General features: G+C 42.5%; 17 protein-coding genes. 3 read left to right on the top strand and 14 right to left on the bottom strand.

Translation table 11 applies throughout. From position 1 onward, the window contains the following. Nucleotides 1–7: 7 nt before the first annotated feature. The 6 genes from ACQ4LT_RS01380 to ACQ4LT_RS01355 all read right to left on the bottom strand — a co-directional run bounded on the left by ACQ4LT_RS01380 (nucleotide 8) and on the right by ACQ4LT_RS01355 (nucleotide 5,696). The gene (locus ACQ4LT_RS01380; protein WP_445664209.1) at nucleotides 8–1,018 is read right to left on the bottom strand and encodes an NAD(P)H-dependent glycerol-3-phosphate dehydrogenase; all 1,011 of its coding nucleotides are present in this window, start codon (nucleotides 1,016–1,018) and stop codon (nucleotides 8–10) included. 5 nt (nucleotides 1,019–1,023) lie between these two features. Then, nucleotides 1,024–1,728, bottom strand: a complete 705-nt coding sequence (gene plsY / locus ACQ4LT_RS01375) for a glycerol-3-phosphate 1-O-acyltransferase PlsY (protein ID WP_445664208.1) — start codon at nucleotides 1,726–1,728, stop codon at nucleotides 1,024–1,026. Nucleotides 1,729–1,819: 91 nt separating this feature from the next. Next, nucleotides 1,820–2,698 carry a lipoyl synthase gene (gene lipA, locus ACQ4LT_RS01370; protein WP_445664207.1) on the bottom strand — a complete coding sequence of 293 codons (879 nt, stop codon included), beginning with the start codon at nucleotides 2,696–2,698 and terminating at the stop codon, nucleotides 1,820–1,822. An 18-nt stretch (nucleotides 2,699–2,716) separates the two neighbouring features. Then, the gene (gene lipB, locus ACQ4LT_RS01365; protein WP_445664206.1) at nucleotides 2,717–3,481 is read right to left on the bottom strand and encodes a lipoyl(octanoyl) transferase LipB; all 765 of its coding nucleotides are present in this window, start codon (nucleotides 3,479–3,481) and stop codon (nucleotides 2,717–2,719) included. A gap of 130 nt (nucleotides 3,482–3,611) precedes the next feature. Continuing rightward, complete coding sequence (gene lpdA, locus ACQ4LT_RS01360) at nucleotides 3,612–5,018, bottom strand: dihydrolipoyl dehydrogenase (protein ID WP_445664205.1); 1,407 nt, start codon at nucleotides 5,016–5,018, stop codon at nucleotides 3,612–3,614. A 198-nt stretch (nucleotides 5,019–5,216) separates the two neighbouring features. Continuing rightward, on the bottom strand, nucleotides 5,217–5,696 hold the full coding sequence (locus ACQ4LT_RS01355; RefSeq protein WP_445664204.1) for a cupin domain-containing protein: 480 nt from the start codon (nucleotides 5,694–5,696) through the stop codon (nucleotides 5,217–5,219). A 360-nt stretch (nucleotides 5,697–6,056) separates the two neighbouring features. Here ACQ4LT_RS01355 and ACQ4LT_RS01350 point away from each other — a divergent pair, with 360 nt between their 5' ends. Together ACQ4LT_RS01350 and ACQ4LT_RS01345 are read left to right on the top strand one after the other, a co-directional pair. Continuing rightward, nucleotides 6,057–6,230, top strand: coding sequence for a hypothetical protein (locus tag ACQ4LT_RS01350; protein ID WP_445664203.1), 174 nt, complete (start codon nucleotides 6,057–6,059; stop codon nucleotides 6,228–6,230). A 78-nt stretch (nucleotides 6,231–6,308) separates the two neighbouring features. Next, nucleotides 6,309–7,082: a hypothetical protein gene (locus ACQ4LT_RS01345; protein ID WP_445664202.1), complete on the top strand. Its 774-nt coding sequence runs from the start codon at nucleotides 6,309–6,311 to the stop codon at nucleotides 7,080–7,082. Nucleotides 7,083–7,142: 60 nt separating this feature from the next. Here ACQ4LT_RS01345 and ACQ4LT_RS01340 read toward each other — a convergent pair whose 3' ends face one another. The 7 genes from ACQ4LT_RS01340 to ACQ4LT_RS01310 form a co-directional block, all read right to left on the bottom strand. Further along, nucleotides 7,143–8,759 (bottom strand): peptide chain release factor 3, encoded by a 1,617-nt coding sequence (locus ACQ4LT_RS01340; RefSeq protein WP_445664201.1) that lies wholly within the window; start codon nucleotides 8,757–8,759, stop codon nucleotides 7,143–7,145. A gap of 168 nt (nucleotides 8,760–8,927) precedes the next feature. Further along, the gene (locus ACQ4LT_RS01335) at nucleotides 8,928–9,794 is read right to left on the bottom strand and encodes a DUF72 domain-containing protein (protein ID WP_445664200.1); all 867 of its coding nucleotides are present in this window, start codon (nucleotides 9,792–9,794) and stop codon (nucleotides 8,928–8,930) included. A 169-nt stretch (nucleotides 9,795–9,963) separates the two neighbouring features. Further along, on the bottom strand, nucleotides 9,964–12,417 hold the full coding sequence (locus ACQ4LT_RS01330; protein ID WP_445664199.1) for an ABC transporter permease: 2,454 nt from the start codon (nucleotides 12,415–12,417) through the stop codon (nucleotides 9,964–9,966). A 124-nt stretch (nucleotides 12,418–12,541) separates the two neighbouring features. Next, nucleotides 12,542–13,582 carry a serine hydrolase domain-containing protein gene (locus tag ACQ4LT_RS01325; protein WP_445664198.1) on the bottom strand — a complete coding sequence of 347 codons (1,041 nt, stop codon included), beginning with the start codon at nucleotides 13,580–13,582 and terminating at the stop codon, nucleotides 12,542–12,544. A gap of 115 nt (nucleotides 13,583–13,697) precedes the next feature. Further along, nucleotides 13,698–14,387, bottom strand: a complete 690-nt coding sequence (locus ACQ4LT_RS01320) for an ABC transporter ATP-binding protein (RefSeq protein ID WP_445664197.1) — start codon at nucleotides 14,385–14,387, stop codon at nucleotides 13,698–13,700. A gap of 32 nt (nucleotides 14,388–14,419) precedes the next feature. Next, nucleotides 14,420–15,712, bottom strand: coding sequence for an efflux RND transporter periplasmic adaptor subunit (locus tag ACQ4LT_RS01315; protein WP_445664196.1), 1,293 nt, complete (start codon nucleotides 15,710–15,712; stop codon nucleotides 14,420–14,422). A gap of 152 nt (nucleotides 15,713–15,864) precedes the next feature. Further along, complete coding sequence (locus ACQ4LT_RS01310; protein ID WP_445664195.1) at nucleotides 15,865–16,284, bottom strand: hypothetical protein; 420 nt, start codon at nucleotides 16,282–16,284, stop codon at nucleotides 15,865–15,867. A 186-nt stretch (nucleotides 16,285–16,470) separates the two neighbouring features. On the opposite strand from ACQ4LT_RS01310, the gene ACQ4LT_RS01305 reads away from it, so the two are divergent. Further along, nucleotides 16,471–18,774 (top strand): glycosyltransferase, encoded by a 2,304-nt coding sequence (locus ACQ4LT_RS01305; protein ID WP_445664194.1) that lies wholly within the window; start codon nucleotides 16,471–16,473, stop codon nucleotides 18,772–18,774. 167 nt (nucleotides 18,775–18,941) lie between these two features. Here ACQ4LT_RS01305 and ACQ4LT_RS01300 read toward each other — a convergent pair whose 3' ends face one another. Further along, on the bottom strand, nucleotides 18,942–19,799 hold the full coding sequence (locus ACQ4LT_RS01300) for a transglutaminase family protein (protein ID WP_445664193.1): 858 nt from the start codon (nucleotides 19,797–19,799) through the stop codon (nucleotides 18,942–18,944). Nucleotides 19,800–19,980: the final 181 nt, after the last annotated feature.

Below are 19,980 nucleotides of genomic sequence, written 5' to 3'. Positions count from 1 at the left end.
CCCCCCTTTAAATCACAATTTCCTCTTTGGGATTCCGGGTCATCAGATCATACAACATATCTTTGGGATCTTCTTGTTCAAAAAGCACACGATATACCGCCCCCGTAATGGGCATTTCGATATTAAGCTTGTTGCTCCAATCAAAAACTGAGCGTGTGGTCTTTACTCCTTCAGCCACCATATTCATTTTTGATATAACCTCATCAAGGCTCTTTCCCTGACTGATATTATATCCTACAAAACGATTGCGGCTATGTTCACTGGTACAAGTTACGATCAGGTCGCCCATACCGGCTAATCCGGAAAACGTATCCTGCGATGCTCCTAGCTGCATCCCCAGGCGTTTCATTTCGTGCAGTCCACGCGTCATGAGCGCTGCCTTCGCATTATCTCCAAGCTCAGCTCCATCAACTATACCGGCGGCAATAGCCATAATATTTTTTACCGCTCCTCCGATCTCAACGCCGATGATATCGTAGTTAAGATATACCCGGAACATAGGAGTTAAAAAAGTCTCTTGTATAATCTGTGTGGTACGCTTAGAATTAGCACTCGCTACCACCGTAGTAGGCTTAAACTTACTAACCTCCTCGGCATGGCTGGGCCCCGACAGCACACCGATATGATCATCTACAATAGTCCCTTCGAGCACCTCACTAAGTACTTGAGACATTGTCATAAAGGTATCATTTTCGATACCCTTAGCAACGCTTACCACCATCTCATCCCCATTAAGATGTGGTTTTATATTCCCAGCCACTTCGCGCGTGGCATGTGATGGAGTGGCAAAAACCACCATCTCCGGATCATCAAAACACTCTTCCGGATCGGTTGAAGATTCTATAGAATCTGGGAGGGTTACGTCAGAAATATAGGCAGGATTACGATGTCTTTTATTAATGCTATAGGCAATCTCTTTTTCGCGCGCCCATAGCTGTACTTTATTTCCGGCACGTGCTAATACAATGGATAACGCCGTTCCAAAACTACCGGCGCCAATAATAGTTATTTTCTTCACAACAGTTAATTACCCGATTGCGGTTTTTCTTCTTTATTAAGCCATCCAACGGCGGGTTTAAAAGAACTAATCTTGTTTTCAGTTCCATTCAAAAGCCGTTTAATATTTCCTTTATGCTTAATGATTATTGCCAATCCAATAAATCCGGCAAAAATCAAAATACTTCCGTCAATATCCCATCCATAACCGTATCGAAGAGCCACAAGCACCAGCGGATATACAAATGCAGCAATCAAAGAGGCCAGTGATACATATCTACTGGTAAGCAGTACTACAAGAAATACAGCGGCTGTAATCCCTACCGATACCGGCTCGATACCGCAGAGCATACCGGCAGCCGTTGCCATACCTTTTCCACCTTCGAAATTGGCATAGAGCGGAAACATGTGTCCCACTACGGCTGCAATACCACAGGTAATACTCAGAAAGGGATCCAGACTCCAGAATTCGAACAGGCTCACCGGACCGGATCCGATAAAATAAGCCAACTGGCTAATCCAATACGAACTGGCAAATCCTTTAAAAAAATCAATCGCCAATACAGCAACGCCCGGTTGCCATCCCAATAATCGAAAGGTATTGGTAGCCCCGGCATTTCCACTGCCGTGATTACGAATATCAACTCCCTTGACAAGCTTGCCTACCCATATTGATGATGGGATTGATCCCACCAAATAACTCAATAGTAAAACAACTCCAAGTGCAATCATATTTTCTGATTAAGTGAGAAATGCCAACCGGTTGAAATATAAAAGATCGTATGATAATCTCGAGGAAAATTTCTCGAGTAGATACAAATTCTTATACGTGTTCTTCAGCGTGGTATGATGATCGAACCAGCGGTCCACTTTCAACATGTTCAATACCAAGTTTTTCCCCAATCTCTTTATACTCTGCAAATTGATCGGGATGCACCCACTCCTCAACTGGCTGATGCATCTTGGTAGGTTGCATATACTGTCCAATGGTCAGTACATCAACATCATGATCGACGCAGTCTTTCATCAGCTCAATAACCTGTTCACGCTTTTCGCCAAACCCAACCATGATGCCAGTTTTTGAACGAATGCCCTGATCTTTCACGCGCTGAAGCAGTTCGAGCGAACGCTCATATTTTGCCTGCGGACGAATAGTGCGATATAGGTCCGGAACCGTTTCAAGATTGTGACTCAATACATCGGGCGGCGTATCAATCACAATTTGCAGTGCTTCCCAGACACCTCGAAAATCGGGAATCAGGGATTCGATCGTTACACCATCAATAGCTTCACGCAATTGGCGGTGACATTCTGCAAAAATAGGCGCACCACCATCTTCCCGTTCATCACGATTTACTGACGTGAGCACTACGTGTTTTAGCCCCATCTCTTTGGCGGCTTCGGTAACACGTCGCGGCTCATCCCAATCTAACCCTTGTACGGGGCGACCGGTTTTTACCGCACAGAACGAACAAGAACGCGTACACACATCCCCTAAAATCATAAAGGTAGCCGTACCTCGCCCCCAGCATTCTCCCATATTTGGACAACGAGCCTCAGAGCAAACCGTATTGAGGGAGTTGTTACTTACCGTCTCCGATACTTCTTTAAATTTTTCACCGGAAGGCAATTTAACGCGCAACCAATCCGGACGGCGCTGGGTAGTTTCGTTGCGATCTACGACATTGAGTTCTTTAATCATGGAACTAAAATAAAAAAATTATTGCGATGCTGCCTTTTGTTCAGATGGCTTAAGATACGAAAATTGATCGTCCAGTTCAGGGAGCGAATTTACTTTTGTTATAGATACATCAAACACTTCTTCAAAATGGGTGAGAAGATGTTCTTTTACCTGGGATTCATCAACTCGATGACCCAGTAAATCTTCAAGGCTCGTCACTTCTTTATCCGTAATACCACAGGGAACAATATGATCAAAATAGCTAAGATCTGCGTTTACGTTAAAGGCAAAACCGTGCATGGTTACCCACCGACTACAACGAATGCCCATAGCACATATCTTTTGATCTCCCACCCAAACACCGGTCAATCCTTCGATGCGCCCGGCTTCTATATCATATTCTGAACACGTTCGAATAATAACTTCTTCGAGATATCGCAAATACTTGTGGATATCAGTGAAATAACGATCGAGATCCAAGATGGGATAACCCACAATTTGTCCGGGCCCGTGGTAGGTAATATCGCCACCTCGATCAATTTCGATAAATTCAGCATCAATATTGGACAGTTCTGCCATTCCTTTAAGAAGGTGATTCTTATCCCCACTTTTGCCCAGTGTATACACATGGGGATGTTCTACAAACAGGAGCACATCATTACTTTCGTTACCCGGCTTGTAGAGTTTCTGCTTTTTTCGACGCCGGAGCTTCTCATCCACTAGGCGCTGCTGAATGACAGTTTGCAAATCCCATACGGGTTGGTAGGGAGCGTGACCTAAATCATAAAAGTTAACTGTATTCATAGCACCGTCGAATTAGGAATTAAAAATTTAGAATTAGGAATAAGAGTGATATACTCTCAATTCCTAATTCTGCATTCCTAATTTTTAATTACAACCCTCCTATCTTCAGAAAGATTCCCCAAAAAAGCAGTTAGCTTCCTAAATGCACGCCTTCACCGTATGCTTCGGCGGCAGCCTCCATCACCGCTTCTGACATCGTTGGATGCGGATGGACGGCACTAATAATTTCGTGTCCCGTCGTTTCCAGATCACGAGCCACTACCACTTCTGCAATCAGCTCAGTAACGTGTGATCCAATCATGTGGCAACCCAGCCATTCGCCATATTTTTCATCAAAAATAACTTTCACAAAACCTTCTTCGTGACCAAGTCCCGCCGCCTTACCACTGGCAGAGAATGGGAATTTGCCGACCTTGATGTCGTATCCTTCCTCTTTGGCCTGCTCTTCCGTATATCCTACCGAAGCAATCTGCGGCTCGCAATAAGTACATCCGGGAATGTTGTTGTAATTCATCGGTTGCGGATCTTCACCGGCCAGATTTTCTACACAAATAATTCCCTCATGACTTGCCTTATGCGCCAACCAAGGACCGCCGGCAACATCACCAATAGCGTAAATATTTTCTACTGATGTTTGATAGGTCTCTTTATCAATCTGGATGGCCCCTTTTTCATATTCAACGCCGATATCGTCAAGGCCAATGCCTTCTACATTTCCAACAACGCCAACAGCAGAAAGCACTACATCGGCTTCAATAATTTCTTCATCGTCATCAGACTTAACCGTAACCTTTACACCATCACCATCTTTCTCGACTTTTTCGACAGTACTTCCGGTGCGGATATCCATGCCTTTCTTCTTGTAAATCTTACCAAGCTCTTTTCCGATATCTTTATCTTCGACCGGCACCAGCGAATCCTGAAGCTCGACAATCGTTACATCCGTTCCAATAGTATTGTAGAAATAAGCGAACTCAACTCCGATGGCCCCCGCTCCAATAATCACCATTTTCTCGGGCTGCTCTTCGAGCTGCATGGCGCGTTCCGAGTCAATAATCATTTCACCGTCGATCGGCAGATTCGGTAACTCTCGCGGGCTGGCACCCGTAGCAATAATAAAGTTATCGGCCTTAATTTCTTCGACAACTTCTTCGTCATCATCCAGCACATTTACTTGCTCTTTGGATGCAAAAACACCCTTGCCTTCAAAAACATCAATCTTGTTGGCTTTCATCAAAAACTGAACGCCCTTGCTCATCTTGTTAGCCACATTTCGGCTGCGATCAATCATACCGCCAAAATCGGCAGAGAAGCCATCTACATTCACGCCATAATCACTGGCATGCTCTATACTTTCATACACTTCTGCCGAGCGCAGGAGCGCTTTAGTCGGAATACATCCGATATTTAAACAAACACCGCCGAGATGACGCTTTTCAATTATTGCTGTATTAAAACCTAATTGTGAAGCGCGAATCGCGGCCACATATCCACCGGGACCCGATCCAATTACGCAAACATCAAATTCTTTTGCCATGGGATTACTTGATTTATTTATTGAATAAAAATGGTTGAATGATTGATTTTAAACCTTAAATCGTTAAAAACAGCAATTTGATAAATCAATCATTCGGCCATTTTCCAAAAGCGCTCTAATTTAAGAATTATAGACGAGAGATATAAGGTTTTACTCTACGATTCTTTGGGATACAAAAATCTATTGCTAAACAAGGTTTTATATAGGGCTACTTAAAATCTCATCCGATAAATCGGGGTATTCCTTAGCCAGTTTTTCGGGCTCTATCATCTCAAAATCCTCAAACTCAAATCCGGGATTTACCGTACACCCCACTAACGAATAATTACCAGTGCTGTAGGCACGTTGCCAGTTATTTTGAGATACCAACTGCTGAAATTCAACTCCTTGGGCAAACGTATCACCAAGTTTTAGCTTATTTAACTCTCCATCTTGGTCAATTACTTCCAGAATCAGCATATCGCCGTCATAAAAATGCCACAGCTCGTCCCATCGCACACGGTGCCAATCAGATAAAACTCCTTTTGTTAGCAAAAAATAAATCCCCGTTCCTGCGGATCGCTGTACACCATCCGACATCCTCACTTGTTGACCACTTTTATAGGTCTCCCTGTAGTATCCTCTTTCCGGGTGGGGATATAAATTCAACCTATCAATTATTTGTTCAACATCATCCATACTTATAGATGAAACTTTTTTATTTAGGGTCCATTTAATTAAAGTTCACGAATTGTTAATGTGTTAAGCTGTTTTTATGGAGCGAAGCGGGTCATACTCACCAACAATAATTATAGCAATTTTTCTTGTATTTATTTTTCAGTCCTGCGTAGATTCAACAGGACCTGCTAATGAAAAATCCGGACAATCCTATTCGCATGTGCAAAATCCGGGAACTTCTGCTAATGATTTTCTGGCTGATTCGAACTTTACACATCTGGTTGTAGAAGTGGATTACATGCCGGGCTATGAGCCATCTCATTCCGACATGAATTTGGACATCTTTTTGGACTTGTTGATATCCCTAATTCGGGCACCGATATGCAGAAACCGCACCGAGATCAAGATCAGGGCAATCACTGTGATAACGACCAATGCCTGATGTATTATGCTACACAAACTACCGACTTAATTGGCAATACGGTAGGAGATGAAGAAATTACGCCTCTTGATGAAAATTGTATTGCTGATTTAAGAGGTAACGGGGGAAGATAGTTTTGAGTAATGAGTATTGAAATTCATCGAAACTAACTTGCATTAACTTAAACTGAATTTTATACAGATATTCTTGTTATGAAATTATTTAGACGATTATCACTTTTTATTCTTTGTTTTTCGCTGGCCGTTTTCATCAATAGTTGTTCTGATTCCAGTACTGATCCAGGGGATCCGGCACGAGAAGAGTTTAACAGCAAAGCTGCACCTGGAGAGTCGGCCGAATATTTCTTACAAAGTGACTCCTATGGCAATATCGAAATCGAAATGGATTATATGGAGGGACATAAACCAACAACAGAAGCAGTTAATAGCTTAGAATCCTTCTTGAGTGACCGACTCAATAAAAACAATATTACTATTAATACCAGTGAAATTCCTGCTCGCGGTGACGGCCCCTATTCTACAGATATGATTACCACCATAGAAGAAGATGAGCGTGATAATTATACCGAAGCCGGTAGCAATACCCTTCATGCTTACATTGTAATTGTTGATGGAGAATATACCCAGAACTCCAATGTATTAGGGATCGCTTATTGGAATACCTCAATGGCTCTATTTGGGGAAGCAATTGACAATATAAGTAGTTCTGGTCCTATAAGCCCCAACGAACAACAGGTTGAAAGTACGGCATTACGTCATGAAGTTGGACACAACATGGGATTAGTCGGTAACGGTACGCCTACACAATCCGATCATAAAACGGAGGGCAGCGCCCATTGTACAAACGATGAATGCTTGATGGCACCTTCGGTACGAACCGGTGATATTTTCCAGAATATAAGTGGAGATGTTCCTTCTCTTGATGAAGCTTGTATTCAAGATCTGCAGGCAAACGGAGGAAAGTAATCTAGTAAATTATTAGTCGTGAGATTTGAGTAGTGAGAATCTCATATCTCACGACTATAATCAGCCTTGCTTAAACTTGAAGAGGTTCTCAGCACCTACTTTTTCTTCTGCCTGGTTAAGAGCATAACCACTATCAAAAAGTACGATGGGATTCCCCTCCATATCCGTGGTCACGTGGGTCGAGTAGCTGTTCTCCAGCTTATCGCTAACCTCTTGATCATCACTCAGCCAGCGCGCCGCGTGATAGGAAACCGAATTCATATGCAGCTCGGTATTATACTCCGTTGACATACGATGTTTTACCACATCAAACTGAAGGGCGCCCACCGTTCCAAGCAACAACTCATTCCCAACGCCATCGGGAACTTCAAAAACATGCACAACCCCCTCTTCAGCCAGCTGCTTGAGTCCCTCGCGCAACTGTTTTCGCTTAAAGGGATCCTTGGTGGAAACTTTCATAAAGTGTTCCGGAGTAAAGAGTGGAATTACATCAAACTTTACAGGATCGTCGCTGTAAATCGTTGTACCAATACGAAACGAACCGGGATTAAATAACGACACTACATCACCGGGATAAGCTTCTTCCAGAATATTACGCTCATCGCCCATCAATGTATGCGGGGTAGACATCTTTACTTTGTTACCTGTATTGCTTTCGGTAACCTGGAGTCCGCGCTCAAACTTTCCGGATGTAATCCGAAAAAAGGCCGCACAATCGCGGTGATCGGGATTCATGTTGGCCTGCATCTTAAAAACAAAACCTGAAAATCCGCGATCCAGATCACGGTCTTCACCGCTTTCATCCTGATAAGGCTGCGGAGGATTCGCCAGCTCTGAGAAATAATCCAAAAACACATCCAGTCCAAAATTATTAAGCGCCGAACCGAAAAATACGGGCGTTGCCTTACCGTTGGCAAAAGCTTCATCATCCATCATATCCATCATATCCTCGGTCAGCATTACCTCTTCGCGAAACTTCTCCTTGTCAAAATCAGAAAGTCGTGCTTCCTCGATTCCCTCTTCTAAATCATACAATTCAGTCTCGGCCTTTTTAGCCCCGTGCTCTTCCTTTTTCTGAAGATGCAGTTTCTTGCCAATCAGATCATAAATACCTTGGAAATCACGTCCGTAGCCCAACGGCCAGGAAGCGGGAACAGGTTCAATACCCAACTGGTTTTCAATATTACTGATTACTTCCAGCGGCTCCAGTCCCGGGCGGTCGCATTTGTTTACAAAAGTGATAATGGGAATTTCGCGCATCTTACAAACTTCAAAGAGCTTCTCGGTCTGCTCCTCAACGCCTTTGGCGACATCAATAACCATCAGCGCCGTATCGGCGGCAACCAGTGTCCGCAGGGTATCCTCGGAAAAGTCTTTGTGGCCCGGTGTATCCAGCAGGTTGAATTTAATGCCATCTTTTTCGAATCGTAGTACCGATGATGTTACCGAAATACCTCGCTCCTTCTCGATAGCCATCCAGTCGGAGGCCGCATAGCGGTTGGCCTTACGCTGACGGATTGATCCCGCTTCGTGTATCGCCCCACCATACAGAAGCAACTTCTCGGTGAGCGTTGTTTTACCCGCATCGGGATGCGAAATAATGGCAAAAGTACGCCGGCGCTTAGCCTCTTCTATAATTTCTTGCTGCTGGTTTGTTTTGGTATCAGTCTTGGACATGAAATGATCTCAGAGTTGGATATTCAAAAAGCCTGTAAAGATAAGGAAATTTCGAGCATATATCACCCTACAATACAACTTCCCATCTATTAAAAGAAAACATCACTATGTATTTATAACTTTTGTTATTCACCAGATGACAAGTTAAATCCTCTGATAAAAGGTCAATCAAAACAGATTCATCTGTTTACTTTGTCGATCGATAGGCCAAGCTGGCATTGGATCCATTTCAACTAAATCAGACAGTAATTGATGAAATCGCCGGGCATTCTTGGGCTGACTCACTTTATCCGGTGTATGGATAAATACATAGGGATGCAGCCCTTCTTTAATCCAGTCGGCCACCACAATCGCCCACTCTTTTAAATAAGGCTCGTTTCCAACGGGATCGTTGGATCCCACGAAACGCACAAAGGGACGAGCCGCCGTATTATCAAAACGAACCGGCACTTTCGGCTTCTTCTTTTTCGCCTCCAGCACCGAAGACTCCTCTGATTTCATAGCATGTAGTTTCCGCGTATCAAAAATGACACGGTCAATGCTGTAGCTTTTGAGCAACCGATTTAAGCGGTGCTCTTGGCGACCGTGATTAAAAAAATCGGGATGGCGAACTTCTACTGCATAATGATAGGAACTGGGCAAAAGGCTAACAAGGTTTTCCAACCGCAAGAATTCATCCGGGGAAAAATTGGGTGGTAACTGAATATGAAATGGGCCTAACCGATCGGCAATGGGATCAAAAGTCTCAATAAAGTTTAGAATCTCATCCTCAACATCATCCAGACGTTTTTCATGAGTAATTGACCGGTGAAACTTAAAACAGAATTTGAATCCGTCCGGTGTAGCTTTTCTCCATTTTATCAAAGTCTCTCTCGAAGGAATATTGTAAAACGTAGTGTTCCCTTCTACCGCATTAAAAACCGAAGAATATTGCTTTAGAAAATCATCCGGCTTGGCATCATCGGCAAAAAAGTTACCGATCCAATCTTTTAAGCTCCAACCGGTACATCCAATATGATATTTTCGGATTCCCATGCGAAAAAGTTAGATATTACATTAGCACCGTTTATTATTTTAACGAAACAGCATCAAAAACCGTTCTGTGGAATTTACTTTTCCGGCAGCATGGTTCCAAAAATACGATCCCATAGCGTGGTAGAAACAGCACAAGCCTTATCCAAGATAAAAGGTAAGCATAATAAAACTACTCTTGCTGAATGCTATCAACAGGATTAATAAGAGCTGCACGAAGGGATTGATAACTTACGGTCAGCAGTCCAATTACAATCGTAGCAACTCCTACCATCACAAAGATCGCTGCAAGATTCCATCCCAGTTCTATCCGGTTGGGAAACTCCTGCAACCACTGCACTGCCAGATAATAAATAACCGGCCAAGCTATAATGTTTGAAATCACGATTAGCTTCAGATAATCCTTTGACAAAAGTGCTACAATATTAGGAACGGTAGCTCCCAGCGTTTTTCGGATTCCAATCTCTTTCGTTCTTCGAGAGGCCGTATAAGAAGCGAGTCCAAAAAGTCCCAGGCACGCCACCAAAATACATAACAGGGTAAAAAAGCCAGAAACGCTGCTCATTTGTGCTTCGGACTTATATATTTCTTGCAGTCTTTCATCCTGAAAAAAGTATGTGAACGGATCTATATGGTTGACCTCTTTCCAGACCGTTCTGAGATCCTCAATCCCATTTTGAGTACTTCCCACTGCCAGTTTTGCTGTAGCGTATTCGATATTTCTAACCGTTGGACGTCCTTCCTTCACCAAGTTAATCACCAATGGAGAGATCTCTTTCTTGATGGAGGTATAATTAAAGTCATCAACGACACCAATCACTTCAAAAGCCTTGCGCTCACTCTCAGCAGTAGTATAATAAAATCGTGTTCCCAACGCATCGCGCGGAGTTTCGGCATCAATTTGATTCAACATTGCCTTGTTAATCAAAATGGAATTCTCTGCATCCGCGGAATAATCGCGGGAAAAGTCACGCCCGGCCAGCAATTTGATATTATAGGTATCAAGAAAATCGTGCTTTACGTGGAGCGTCATATTTGTTGGCGGCGCATCGGGCTGGTTTGCAGGCGAATATTTTGAAAAGAACTGGCTGTCAGATCCCAAAATCTTGCTCACTCCGGTAATACCTTTAATATGAGAACTTTTAAGCGCTTTTTCTTTAAACTGATCAAACTCCCATGCAATAAGCGTTTGTGTAATCGGCATCACCACAACCTGCTCCTGAGCAAAACCCATTTTTTTATTCTGCAGATGTTGCAACTGTAAATAGACGATAATAGTACCAATAATTAAAGTCACCGAAAGGGTAAACTGTAATACCACTAATCCCTTGCGCAGCAGCTTTTCTCCCGCACCACTTTGCGTTCCTTTAGACCCGTGCATTATAGATGTAGGCTTAAACCCTGATAAGTATAACGCCGGATATAAGCCAGCGAGTAACGCCACTACAATAAATAAAACCAATAAGCCGCCAATCACCTTCCCGTTCGTTATGACTTCAGCTCCCAGTGACATACCTAAAAATTGATTAAACCAAGGTAATGACAGATAGACCAAAAAAAGTGCCGTCAAAAATCCTAATCCTGTTATCAGCATCGACTCTCCCAAAAATTGCGCAAAAAGCTGCTTTCGTTGGGCTCCCAGCACCTTTCGCATCCCAACCTCCCGAGCTCTTTCGGTGGAACGAGCAGTACTCAGATTCATAAAGTTGATGGCTGCAATAACCAAGATCAGTATAGCCACTGCGGTAAACAGATACACATAAAAAATGGAGCCATTAGCTTCCATCTCCTGATCCAGATTGGAATAAAGGTGAATATCGGTGAGCGATTGCAGACTCAACGTAATTGTTTCTCCCTCTTCGCGATCAGCATAGTTTTTATCTACAAAACCAGAAAGTTGCGACTCCAATGCTTGTGGAGCAACACCTTCTTTAAGCAGCACGTATGTCCAGCAGGGATTCCAGAACCAGCGCTCCAAAAAATCACGGGTTCCATATAACTTAGGCAAGCTGTTAAATGACACTAACATATCAACCTGGAAGTGTGACGTTTCGGGTAAGGCTTTCATCATGCCTGTTACCGTAAAATCTTCGACCCCTTTAAAGGTCAGCTGTTTACCGATGGGATTCTGATTCCCAAAAAAGCGGCGCGCCTGCTCTTCGGTAATTACCGCCGACATCGGCTCATCGAGTACCGTTTGTGGATTTCCACGGACAAGATCGGCAGTAAAGACATCAAAAAAAGTAGAATCAACCACATAGAAATGGTCTACACGGAATGATTCTTCGGTCTGGGCATTCAGAATAGTTCGTACTTCTTCCTGCATATCAAAAAAACGAACCGTTTTTTCTATCTGACCCGAAAAATCATTTTGTAATGTCGGACCTACGGGGAAAGGCGTAGTAGCACCAGATTCGTTCTTGGAGGAGGTTTCCGTTGTTTGTGTTACTCGGAATATGCGATCAGATTTTTTATGAAACTGATCATAACTGAGCTCATGCAACACATAAGCTGCAATAAGCAGACAACTGGCAATGCCTATTGCCAATCCCAATACATTAATGAATGCAAACCCCTTTCGCTTGCCCAAATTACGAAAAGCAATTTTCAAATAATTTTTAATCATAGCCTTCTAAACTTCTAAAACTCAATTATCTCTCAAGAATATTGCCGAAGATGTAATATAAAGAGCTACACCACCCCAATTTGTTACAAAATTAACCTCTATATTAAGACAATTTAATGAGCTGTTATTTTAAAGATCTCAGGTAGGGAATAATCTGTTCGCGAAGCAGATCAAAAACCGGCTCTTTATAGCTTCGAGACTGTGTTGCATTATCGAGCGCACCGGTTAACACTACTGTTGCATTGAGGTTGGGAATTATAAAGATATACTGTCCGCCATATCCCCAGGCAAAATAAACCTTGTAATCACCAACCGGTTTATTCCACCACATATATCCATAGTTATAGGGGTTAAAATTACTGCGGGTATAGGTTTTGAATGAATCGACAATCCAATCCCTGGATATAATTCTTTTGTCATTATAAACGCCATCATTCAACATCATTTGGCCAATTTTGACCATATCCTCAGGTGCTAACGCCATATTATTTCCACCCATATAATACCCCTGCGGGTCGCGATCCCAGCCGCCCACCTTTATACCCATCGGCCCGAAAAGCTGTTTTTCTGCAAACGACTTGGTAGTCATTCCTGTGGCCTTACTTATAATTACGGATAACAAATGTGAGGTGCCGGTACTGTAGGCCATATCACCGCCGGGTTGTTTTTCCAGCGGCTGATCCAAAGCGAATTCGACCCAGTTATCACTTATTACCCAGCGCCCGTAGTTATGAAAGCTGGTGGTTTCCAGCCCTGATCGCATCGTCAGCAAATTTTCAATCGTGATCATTTCCTTTACAGAATCGGGGTTGGCGTTAAAATAATTCTCAAAATAGGACCGAATAGGTTGTTCTATTGACTCGATATATCCTTCATCTACAGCAATTCCAACAAGCAAAGAGATGATACTTTTCGATGCGGATTTAATATTCGTGGTTTCACCTTCTTCCATCCCCCTAAAATAGAATTTGGCCAACTGCTCACCGTCTTGCTGAATCAATAAGCTGGTAACGGAGTGAATGGAAGTAGCACTATGCTGGATTTGCTGAAGGGATACAGAATCTGCCGGAGATACCGACCGGGCATCAACACCATGAATACCAATCAAAAAAGTTAATAGTATGCTATATCCTGCCCATTTGATAGGACTGACGAATATTCTCACAATCTCAATAATTTATTTTGTCCTGCTAAACTTGTGATGTATCAGTTTATTGAAGGATAAATGCGCTCATAAGGTTCCGATTGTGAGATAAATACAAATACTAAATGAGTTTGTCCTACACGTGAAATCCTTCTTCCACTTCTTCTTGTACTATTTGTCCATCAAAGAGGTTTATCGTTCGCTCAGCATAACCGGCGTCGTGTGGTGAGTGGGTCACCATCACAATAGTCGTGCCCTGGTCGTTAAGCTCTGCCAAAAGCTTCATCACTTCATCTCCGTGGTCGGAATCCAGATTGCCGGTAGGTTCATCGGCAAGAATTAATTTGGCATTTGCCACAACTGCACGAGCAATAGCTACGCGCTGCTGCTGACCACCGGAAAGCTGCTGTGGAAAGTGATTCTGTCGATGCACCATATTCATACGATCGATAGCAGCTTCTGCTTTTTCTTTGCGCTCATCTTCAGGCATCCCCAGATACAGCAACGGAAGCTCTACATTTTCAAAAACGGTAAGCTCGTCAATTAGGTTAAAACTCTGAAATACAAACCCGATATTCCCTTTGCGGAGTCGGGCTCGCTCGCGTTCTGACTTATCAGACACTTCATAATCCAGAAACTCATAGGTGCCTTCTGTGGGATTATCAAGCAGCCCCAAAATATTTAGCAGCGTCGACTTCCCACATCCCGATGGACCCATAACAGCACAAAACTCTCCTTCACTTATTTCCAAATCTATGCCATTAAGAGCTGTTGTTTCAACTTCATCAGTGGTATATACCTTTTTAAAATTATTTGTCTTGATCATAGTCTAATGTATTAAGGTTTCAAGTATTAGCATCATTCCTCTATGTTTAATACCTCATTTTCGCCAAAAGAACTGTAATTAGAGGTTATCACTCGATCTCCCTCGTCCAGGCCGGATAGCACTTCAAAATAATTTGGGTTCTGCCTGCCCAATCGGATGTCATGCCTCACCGCTTTATCACCATCCTCTGTAATTTTATAGATCCAGTTCCCACCAGTCTTTTGATAAAATCCGCCTCTATCCAATACTAATGTAGATCCCGATTCCCCGAGCATAAGTTGAATGCGGAGCGTCTGTCCACGAGTAAGATCACCGGGAACCTGTTCGGTAAATTCCATATCTACCTTAAACTGTCCGTTTTCCACAACCGGATATACCTTGGCAATCTCCAGCTGGTGGGTATTACCGTTATAATCAAATGTGCCTTTCAGGCCCGTCGTAACTCTGGAAAGATGATACTCATCTATTTGTACACGAACTTTGTAGTTATCCAAAATATCGACTTGCCCAATCCGCTCGCTGGATGAAATAGATTGCCCGGGATTTAGCTCAATGGTAGATAGTTGTCCCGATATGGGAGCCGTCACTACCAGTCGATCTAAAATGTTCTGTACTGCTTCTAAGCTCGTCCACATTCGTTCCAACGATTGATCGATCTGGCGAATCTGCTGGCTCGATTTGATAGAATCCTGTTTGAAGGATTCATAAATCAAGTCGTATCGCTTTTGCTGATAGTCATAATTTTCTTGTGTCTCCAAGAACTGCTGCTCGGCGATAAGATTTTGCTCGTATAACTTCTTCTCGCGCTCATAATTAGATTTCGTAATTTCCAGCTGTTTTTTTGCCTGAGCTAACCGCTCTTTCAGACTCAATGTATTTTGCTCAATATTGAGACGAGAATTTCGTGTTTGGTTAATTTGGTCATAAATAGCGGAGGTCTGTTGTAAAACGTTGAGACGTAAATCAGAGTTGGAAAGAACAATAATCGTATCCCCCCGCTCTACCATCGCTCCAGACTCTCTATAAATCTCATCGACCACTCCACCCTCTACCGCATCCAGGTACATGGTTTGAATAGGCTGCACTGTGCCCGTAACCTGAATAAACTCTTGAAAGGATTCTTGCTGAACCGTACTAATATTTATGATTTCCCGATCCACATTTAAGGTGGACCGTGTATCCATAAAAACAAAGCTGTATACAAAAACTGCAAGAATAGCCAGCCCTCCGAAAAGCATCCCCAGTTGTTTCTTGTCCCAGCTGCTTTTTTTAATTTTTTTGTCCATTCCCTCACTGGAAATGCGCGAACCCTTCTCCGTGGCCATTATTAAGCCCTAAAATTATTTTTACTTTCTGTATTTATTGATCCCGTATTATCAGAACATACTTTTCCCACGGTCAATCGAGTTAAACAGGAGTTTTTCAGAACCTATTTGTTACAAAACATATCTGACAAAAAATTATATTTAAACAGATATCATGACTGTCCCAGTATTTTTTCGATCTTTTCTTTTAACTCTTTATCGTATTTTTTTCGATGATGACTGGGAACCGTAGGTTCATATTCTGGATTATTTATTGTTATCTTCGTCTTATTATCTTCCAAGCGTTCTATAATAATCTCACCTTCATCACTAGCCTGGGTCTGAGTATTGACATATGAAGTAGCATGAAATGTCACAAAATATCGATTTCCATCATCTGACTTTCGACTGTAGTTTACCTCTAATGATCGACCTCGAATGGCCTGCTCCACCGTTTCTACCATCGTATCAAAATCCTCCTCGTATGTCATCGATCGATCTCCTGATACCGATTCCAGCGGTCCGCATCCCTGTAAAAAAACTATCACTGAAATAGTGAATAAAACCAGCACTCTCTTTTTAATAGTATTCATAAAAATTGTCGTTGGGTTCTCCTTTATTTTTGTAAAAAATCAGTATAAAAAAATATATCCAATAAATTTAGCCGCTTCTAAAACTTTAGTATTACGAAGGTTCTTACACTAATGAATACTTTTCGCCTTTTATCTCTCACCTCGTATATTTCAGCAAATTAACACTCACACTCGGGTTGCATACTTATGCCAAATAAGCCGCTGCTTACGGTATCTATCATCGTGCAAAATCATCGGGATGTTATCGAATCTACACTGACATCACTCTACGAAATTTCGGGTATCCCCTTTGAACTTTTTATTGTTGATGACGGATCTACCGACAACAGTGATGAAGTTATTCAATCGGTTCTGGACTACTATCAACATGAACAAACTTTCTATTTTACCCACGAAAAGCCAGCGGGATTGGGCAACTCATTGAATGAAATCTTATCCCAACGGAACGGGCGACTTTTCTGGGCACCGCAGACTATTTCTGAAATTAATACTGAACAGTTAAGTCTCCGGCTGGAGCAGCTCACCGAATCAACCGATAGTGTGTTGGCGCTTCAAAACCATACGCTTCCAACCGGTTATGAAGAGTGGATCAATCTTATTTCACAAAAGAACTTGCCACAAAACGGCTCTTTTATCTGGGATTTATCAGCCCTGTCACCCGGTAACCGGTTCTTTAATCCCTATCTAAAGGAATTCCACGGGCTTGAACTGGCAGCCCGGCTCGATGACATTTCCTCGATCAAAAGTCCCAAAAGCTGGTTTACCCCAAGCAGCCTTTTTGAAGCTCCGGAACCGGACTTTAATCTTCGACAAGAACTACTGCTGACCTTGCTTCGTCGAGCCGATTACGGCGGACAAATGCGAGAAACAATCCTTCAACCCCTTCAAAATCTCTCTGCTAAATCTAAGGAATCCTATGATAACGACCTGCTTAATGAAGCAGTTCAGATGAAGCAGGATGGTCGGTTTAATTCGGCACTGGAACTTATCGGGGAAGTGCTGGAAAATAATCCGAGTCATAGTGGGGCACGTAATCTCAAAATTAAGATCCTCGAAAAAAAGCGTCGATATGTAGAGGCATCGGAACTCAAGCACCAGGTTTCAAAATCAGAAAAGCAGGAAAAAGAAGAGGAAAAACAAGAGCCAAAGAAACAATCCGCTACTGAACCGCATCAACCTGCTGATCCCGAAGATGTTACCACAAGTCTGATAATACCAACAACCACCTACGGTAAACCCGCCCTTGAACACTGCCTACTTTCGGTTTCAGAGCATTGCGATACCTCTCAACTCGAGCTCATTGTCGTTGACAACGCCAGTTTGGATAATACCCACGATTACTTGGATGAGCTCAAAGAACGAAACTTTCTAAACTGCCGGGTCATCACTAATAAAAAGAATGCGGGCTTTGCCGCCTCTGTAAATCAAGCGATGGAAAAGGTAAATGGGGATTATGCCTGTATTATCCACAACGACATTGAATTCGTTGATGACGCCATAGCTCAGCTTCGGGACTTGATGGAGTCTCATCCCAAATATGCTGTCATCGGTCCAACAACAGACAAAACCCTCAATCCCGATCAATCAACCCAAAATGTTCAAGAAGAGGATCCCGATTTTCTTCGCACAGAATATCTTGACAGTTTTTGCATGATGCTGCGCACAGATGCTAATTTAAAGATGGATAAGGCCTACCAGCTGGCGTTTTTTGAAGATATCGATCTCTGCTTCCAGGCGCGTGCTAAGGATTTTAAAGTCGGAATTGCTCCACATGTTCAGGTCAAGCATCATTTCGGCACTACCACATTTTCACTGGATCTGGATACCGAAAGCGAACAATATTGGAGAAATGTGTCCTATTTTAATGAAAAATGGAATATCGAAGTCTTTTCCGAAGATGAACTCAAGTCGCTCAGTACGTTCGACCAGCTGTTAGCGCTCGATGATCTTGTAAATCCATTATTCCCAGAACCCAAAATTCAGCAGCAGTTTGAGCGGCTTTTTACCGATGAGCTAAAAACTGAAATCCTGAACACCCAGCACGACGATGAAACACTCTGCAAGCTTGTGCACCTGTTTATGGTAATGGAAGAGCGGGAAATTATGCGTCGCCTCGAAGACAAACTCAAAAATATTAATATTCCTACATCACTCATTTATCAACTGGTGCGCTTTTATTTCAACCGCAACATTTACTCGCGCTGCACACACTACCTCAATCAACTTAAACCACAAAACGAATCGCTGCGCGCCGATTTATACCGTTTGGCTATCCTTGTTGAAAACAAAGACCTTGACGAGGCTATACCTATGCTAAAAGAGCTGATGGATCACGCACCTGCAAATCCGATGCTCTATAAACTGGCCGGCGATATCCACAAATTTAGTGGTAATAAAGAAGAGGCGATCTCATTTTATGATCTGGCAGAACAAATCAATCCTTTTGAGTTTGCCAACGAAGAGAAAGATGCGTTTGGGTTTAAACTCTAAAACAATTGCTTCTCCACAAAAGAAAGGGCTCAAAAAGAAAGACCCCACCGATCAAGGTAGGGCCTCCACTATTCATCAAGAGAGACGCCTAAAAAGGCGCTTTGTAAGATCATTAATTATATACAGAGTTCAAAATTTAATCACGATTAAATTTCGTAAAAACGTTGTCAGCGAACCATAATCTCAACGGTATTCAATAGTTTTTTCAGGCTCTCTACCGTATCCAGCTTACCCTGCTTTTCATAACTGTTGATGATATTCCGGATGCAGCGAGCAAGAATATCCTCTTCGCTGCTGCTCATAAAATGCTCGGTCTTGGGCTCTACCCCATTCTGCTTCAAAAAATAATAACATTGATCGTAGGTAACTACTTTTCCATGATCAAAGGGATCAATCAAAATTTCTTCATTTGCCGTTTTGTACTTCATCATAAAATGAATTGGCATATTGATTCCATAAAAGGGAAGATCCAATCGGCGTCCAAGAAACAACACGATTAGAGCCAGCGAAATAGGTAAACCCTCCCGCCGATCAATTACGCGATTCAAATATGAATTATGCGGGTTATAATAGTCATTCGTACTTCCACTGAATTCCAGATCCTCAAATACAAAGTTGAGAACCTTACGCATTTTCTGAGTCTCACTGAGCGAATAACGGACGTCATCAGCAATCATATCCGCAAAACGATCGAGCTTTTTCTTGTATTCACTTTCGCGCAGCGTGGGGTTATCAAATCGCGATAAAATAAACACGGCATTTTCCAGCTGTTTCATACTCGAAAGCCCGCCTTCGAGCACATCCATAAAATCCTGCTCCACACTCCCAAAGGTTATATGCTGGATTATCTCATTGATGAGCTCCCGCGCTTCTACATCACTGGTTTCACTTTTCTGTTGATCGAGCAGTGGCACTGCCGTTTCACCAAGCTCAAACAAACGATTGCGAACTTGTGATTTTACGAAGGGATCGGGGTCATCCAATAAATAAACAAGCGATTCAATTTCTGACTTTTTTGCTGACATTATTTTGGGGATAAATTCTTACGCCATCTGATTACTATTTTTAAACAGCTTTGACCATTAAATCGTGCGATTAAAATAGAGAAAAAGTTTTCGAATTATCTACCTAAATCTCAATTTAAATATTGCCCGTTCAAAACGTATATTTGGCCATGTGTTATATCCTTATCGGCCATTTTTTTAA

It is taken from the genome of Fodinibius sp. AD559 (assembly GCF_052712805.1).
The sequence above is the reverse complement of the archived record's forward strand: the minus strand, read 5'-3'. Positions and strand labels throughout refer to the sequence as shown.

Bases quoted from the DNA above. Each gene is read 5' to 3' on its own strand.
- plsY (WP_445664208.1), bottom strand. From the start codon at position 1,728: ATGATTGCACTTGGAGTTGTTTTACTATTGAGTTATTTGGTGGGATCA.
- lipA (WP_445664207.1), bottom strand. From the start codon at position 2,698: ATGATTAAAGAACTCAATGTCGTAGATCGCAACGAAACTACCCAGCGC.
- lipB (WP_445664206.1), bottom strand. From the start codon at position 3,481: ATGAATACAGTTAACTTTTATGATTTAGGTCACGCTCCCTACCAACCC.
- lpdA (WP_445664205.1), bottom strand. From the start codon at position 5,018: ATGGCAAAAGAATTTGATGTTTGCGTAATTGGATCGGGTCCCGGTGGA.
- ACQ4LT_RS01355 (WP_445664204.1), bottom strand. From the start codon at position 5,696: ATGGATGATGTTGAACAAATAATTGATAGGTTGAATTTATATCCCCAC.
- ACQ4LT_RS01350 (WP_445664203.1), top strand. From the start codon at position 6,057: ATGCAGAAACCGCACCGAGATCAAGATCAGGGCAATCACTGTGATAAC.
- ACQ4LT_RS01345 (WP_445664202.1), top strand. From the start codon at position 6,309: ATGAAATTATTTAGACGATTATCACTTTTTATTCTTTGTTTTTCGCTG.
- ACQ4LT_RS01340 (WP_445664201.1), bottom strand. From the start codon at position 8,759: ATGTCCAAGACTGATACCAAAACAAACCAGCAGCAAGAAATTATAGAA.
- ACQ4LT_RS01335 (WP_445664200.1), bottom strand. From the start codon at position 9,794: ATGGGAATCCGAAAATATCATATTGGATGTACCGGTTGGAGCTTAAAA.
- ACQ4LT_RS01330 (WP_445664199.1), bottom strand. From the start codon at position 12,417: ATGATTAAAAATTATTTGAAAATTGCTTTTCGTAATTTGGGCAAGCGA.
- ACQ4LT_RS01320 (WP_445664197.1), bottom strand. From the start codon at position 14,387: ATGATCAAGACAAATAATTTTAAAAAGGTATATACCACTGATGAAGTT.
- ACQ4LT_RS01315 (WP_445664196.1), bottom strand. From the start codon at position 15,712: ATGGCCACGGAGAAGGGTTCGCGCATTTCCAGTGAGGGAATGGACAAA.
- ACQ4LT_RS01310 (WP_445664195.1), bottom strand. From the start codon at position 16,284: ATGAATACTATTAAAAAGAGAGTGCTGGTTTTATTCACTATTTCAGTG.
- ACQ4LT_RS01305 (WP_445664194.1), top strand. From the start codon at position 16,471: ATGCCAAATAAGCCGCTGCTTACGGTATCTATCATCGTGCAAAATCAT.
- ACQ4LT_RS01300 (WP_445664193.1), bottom strand. From the start codon at position 19,799: ATGTCAGCAAAAAAGTCAGAAATTGAATCGCTTGTTTATTTATTGGAT.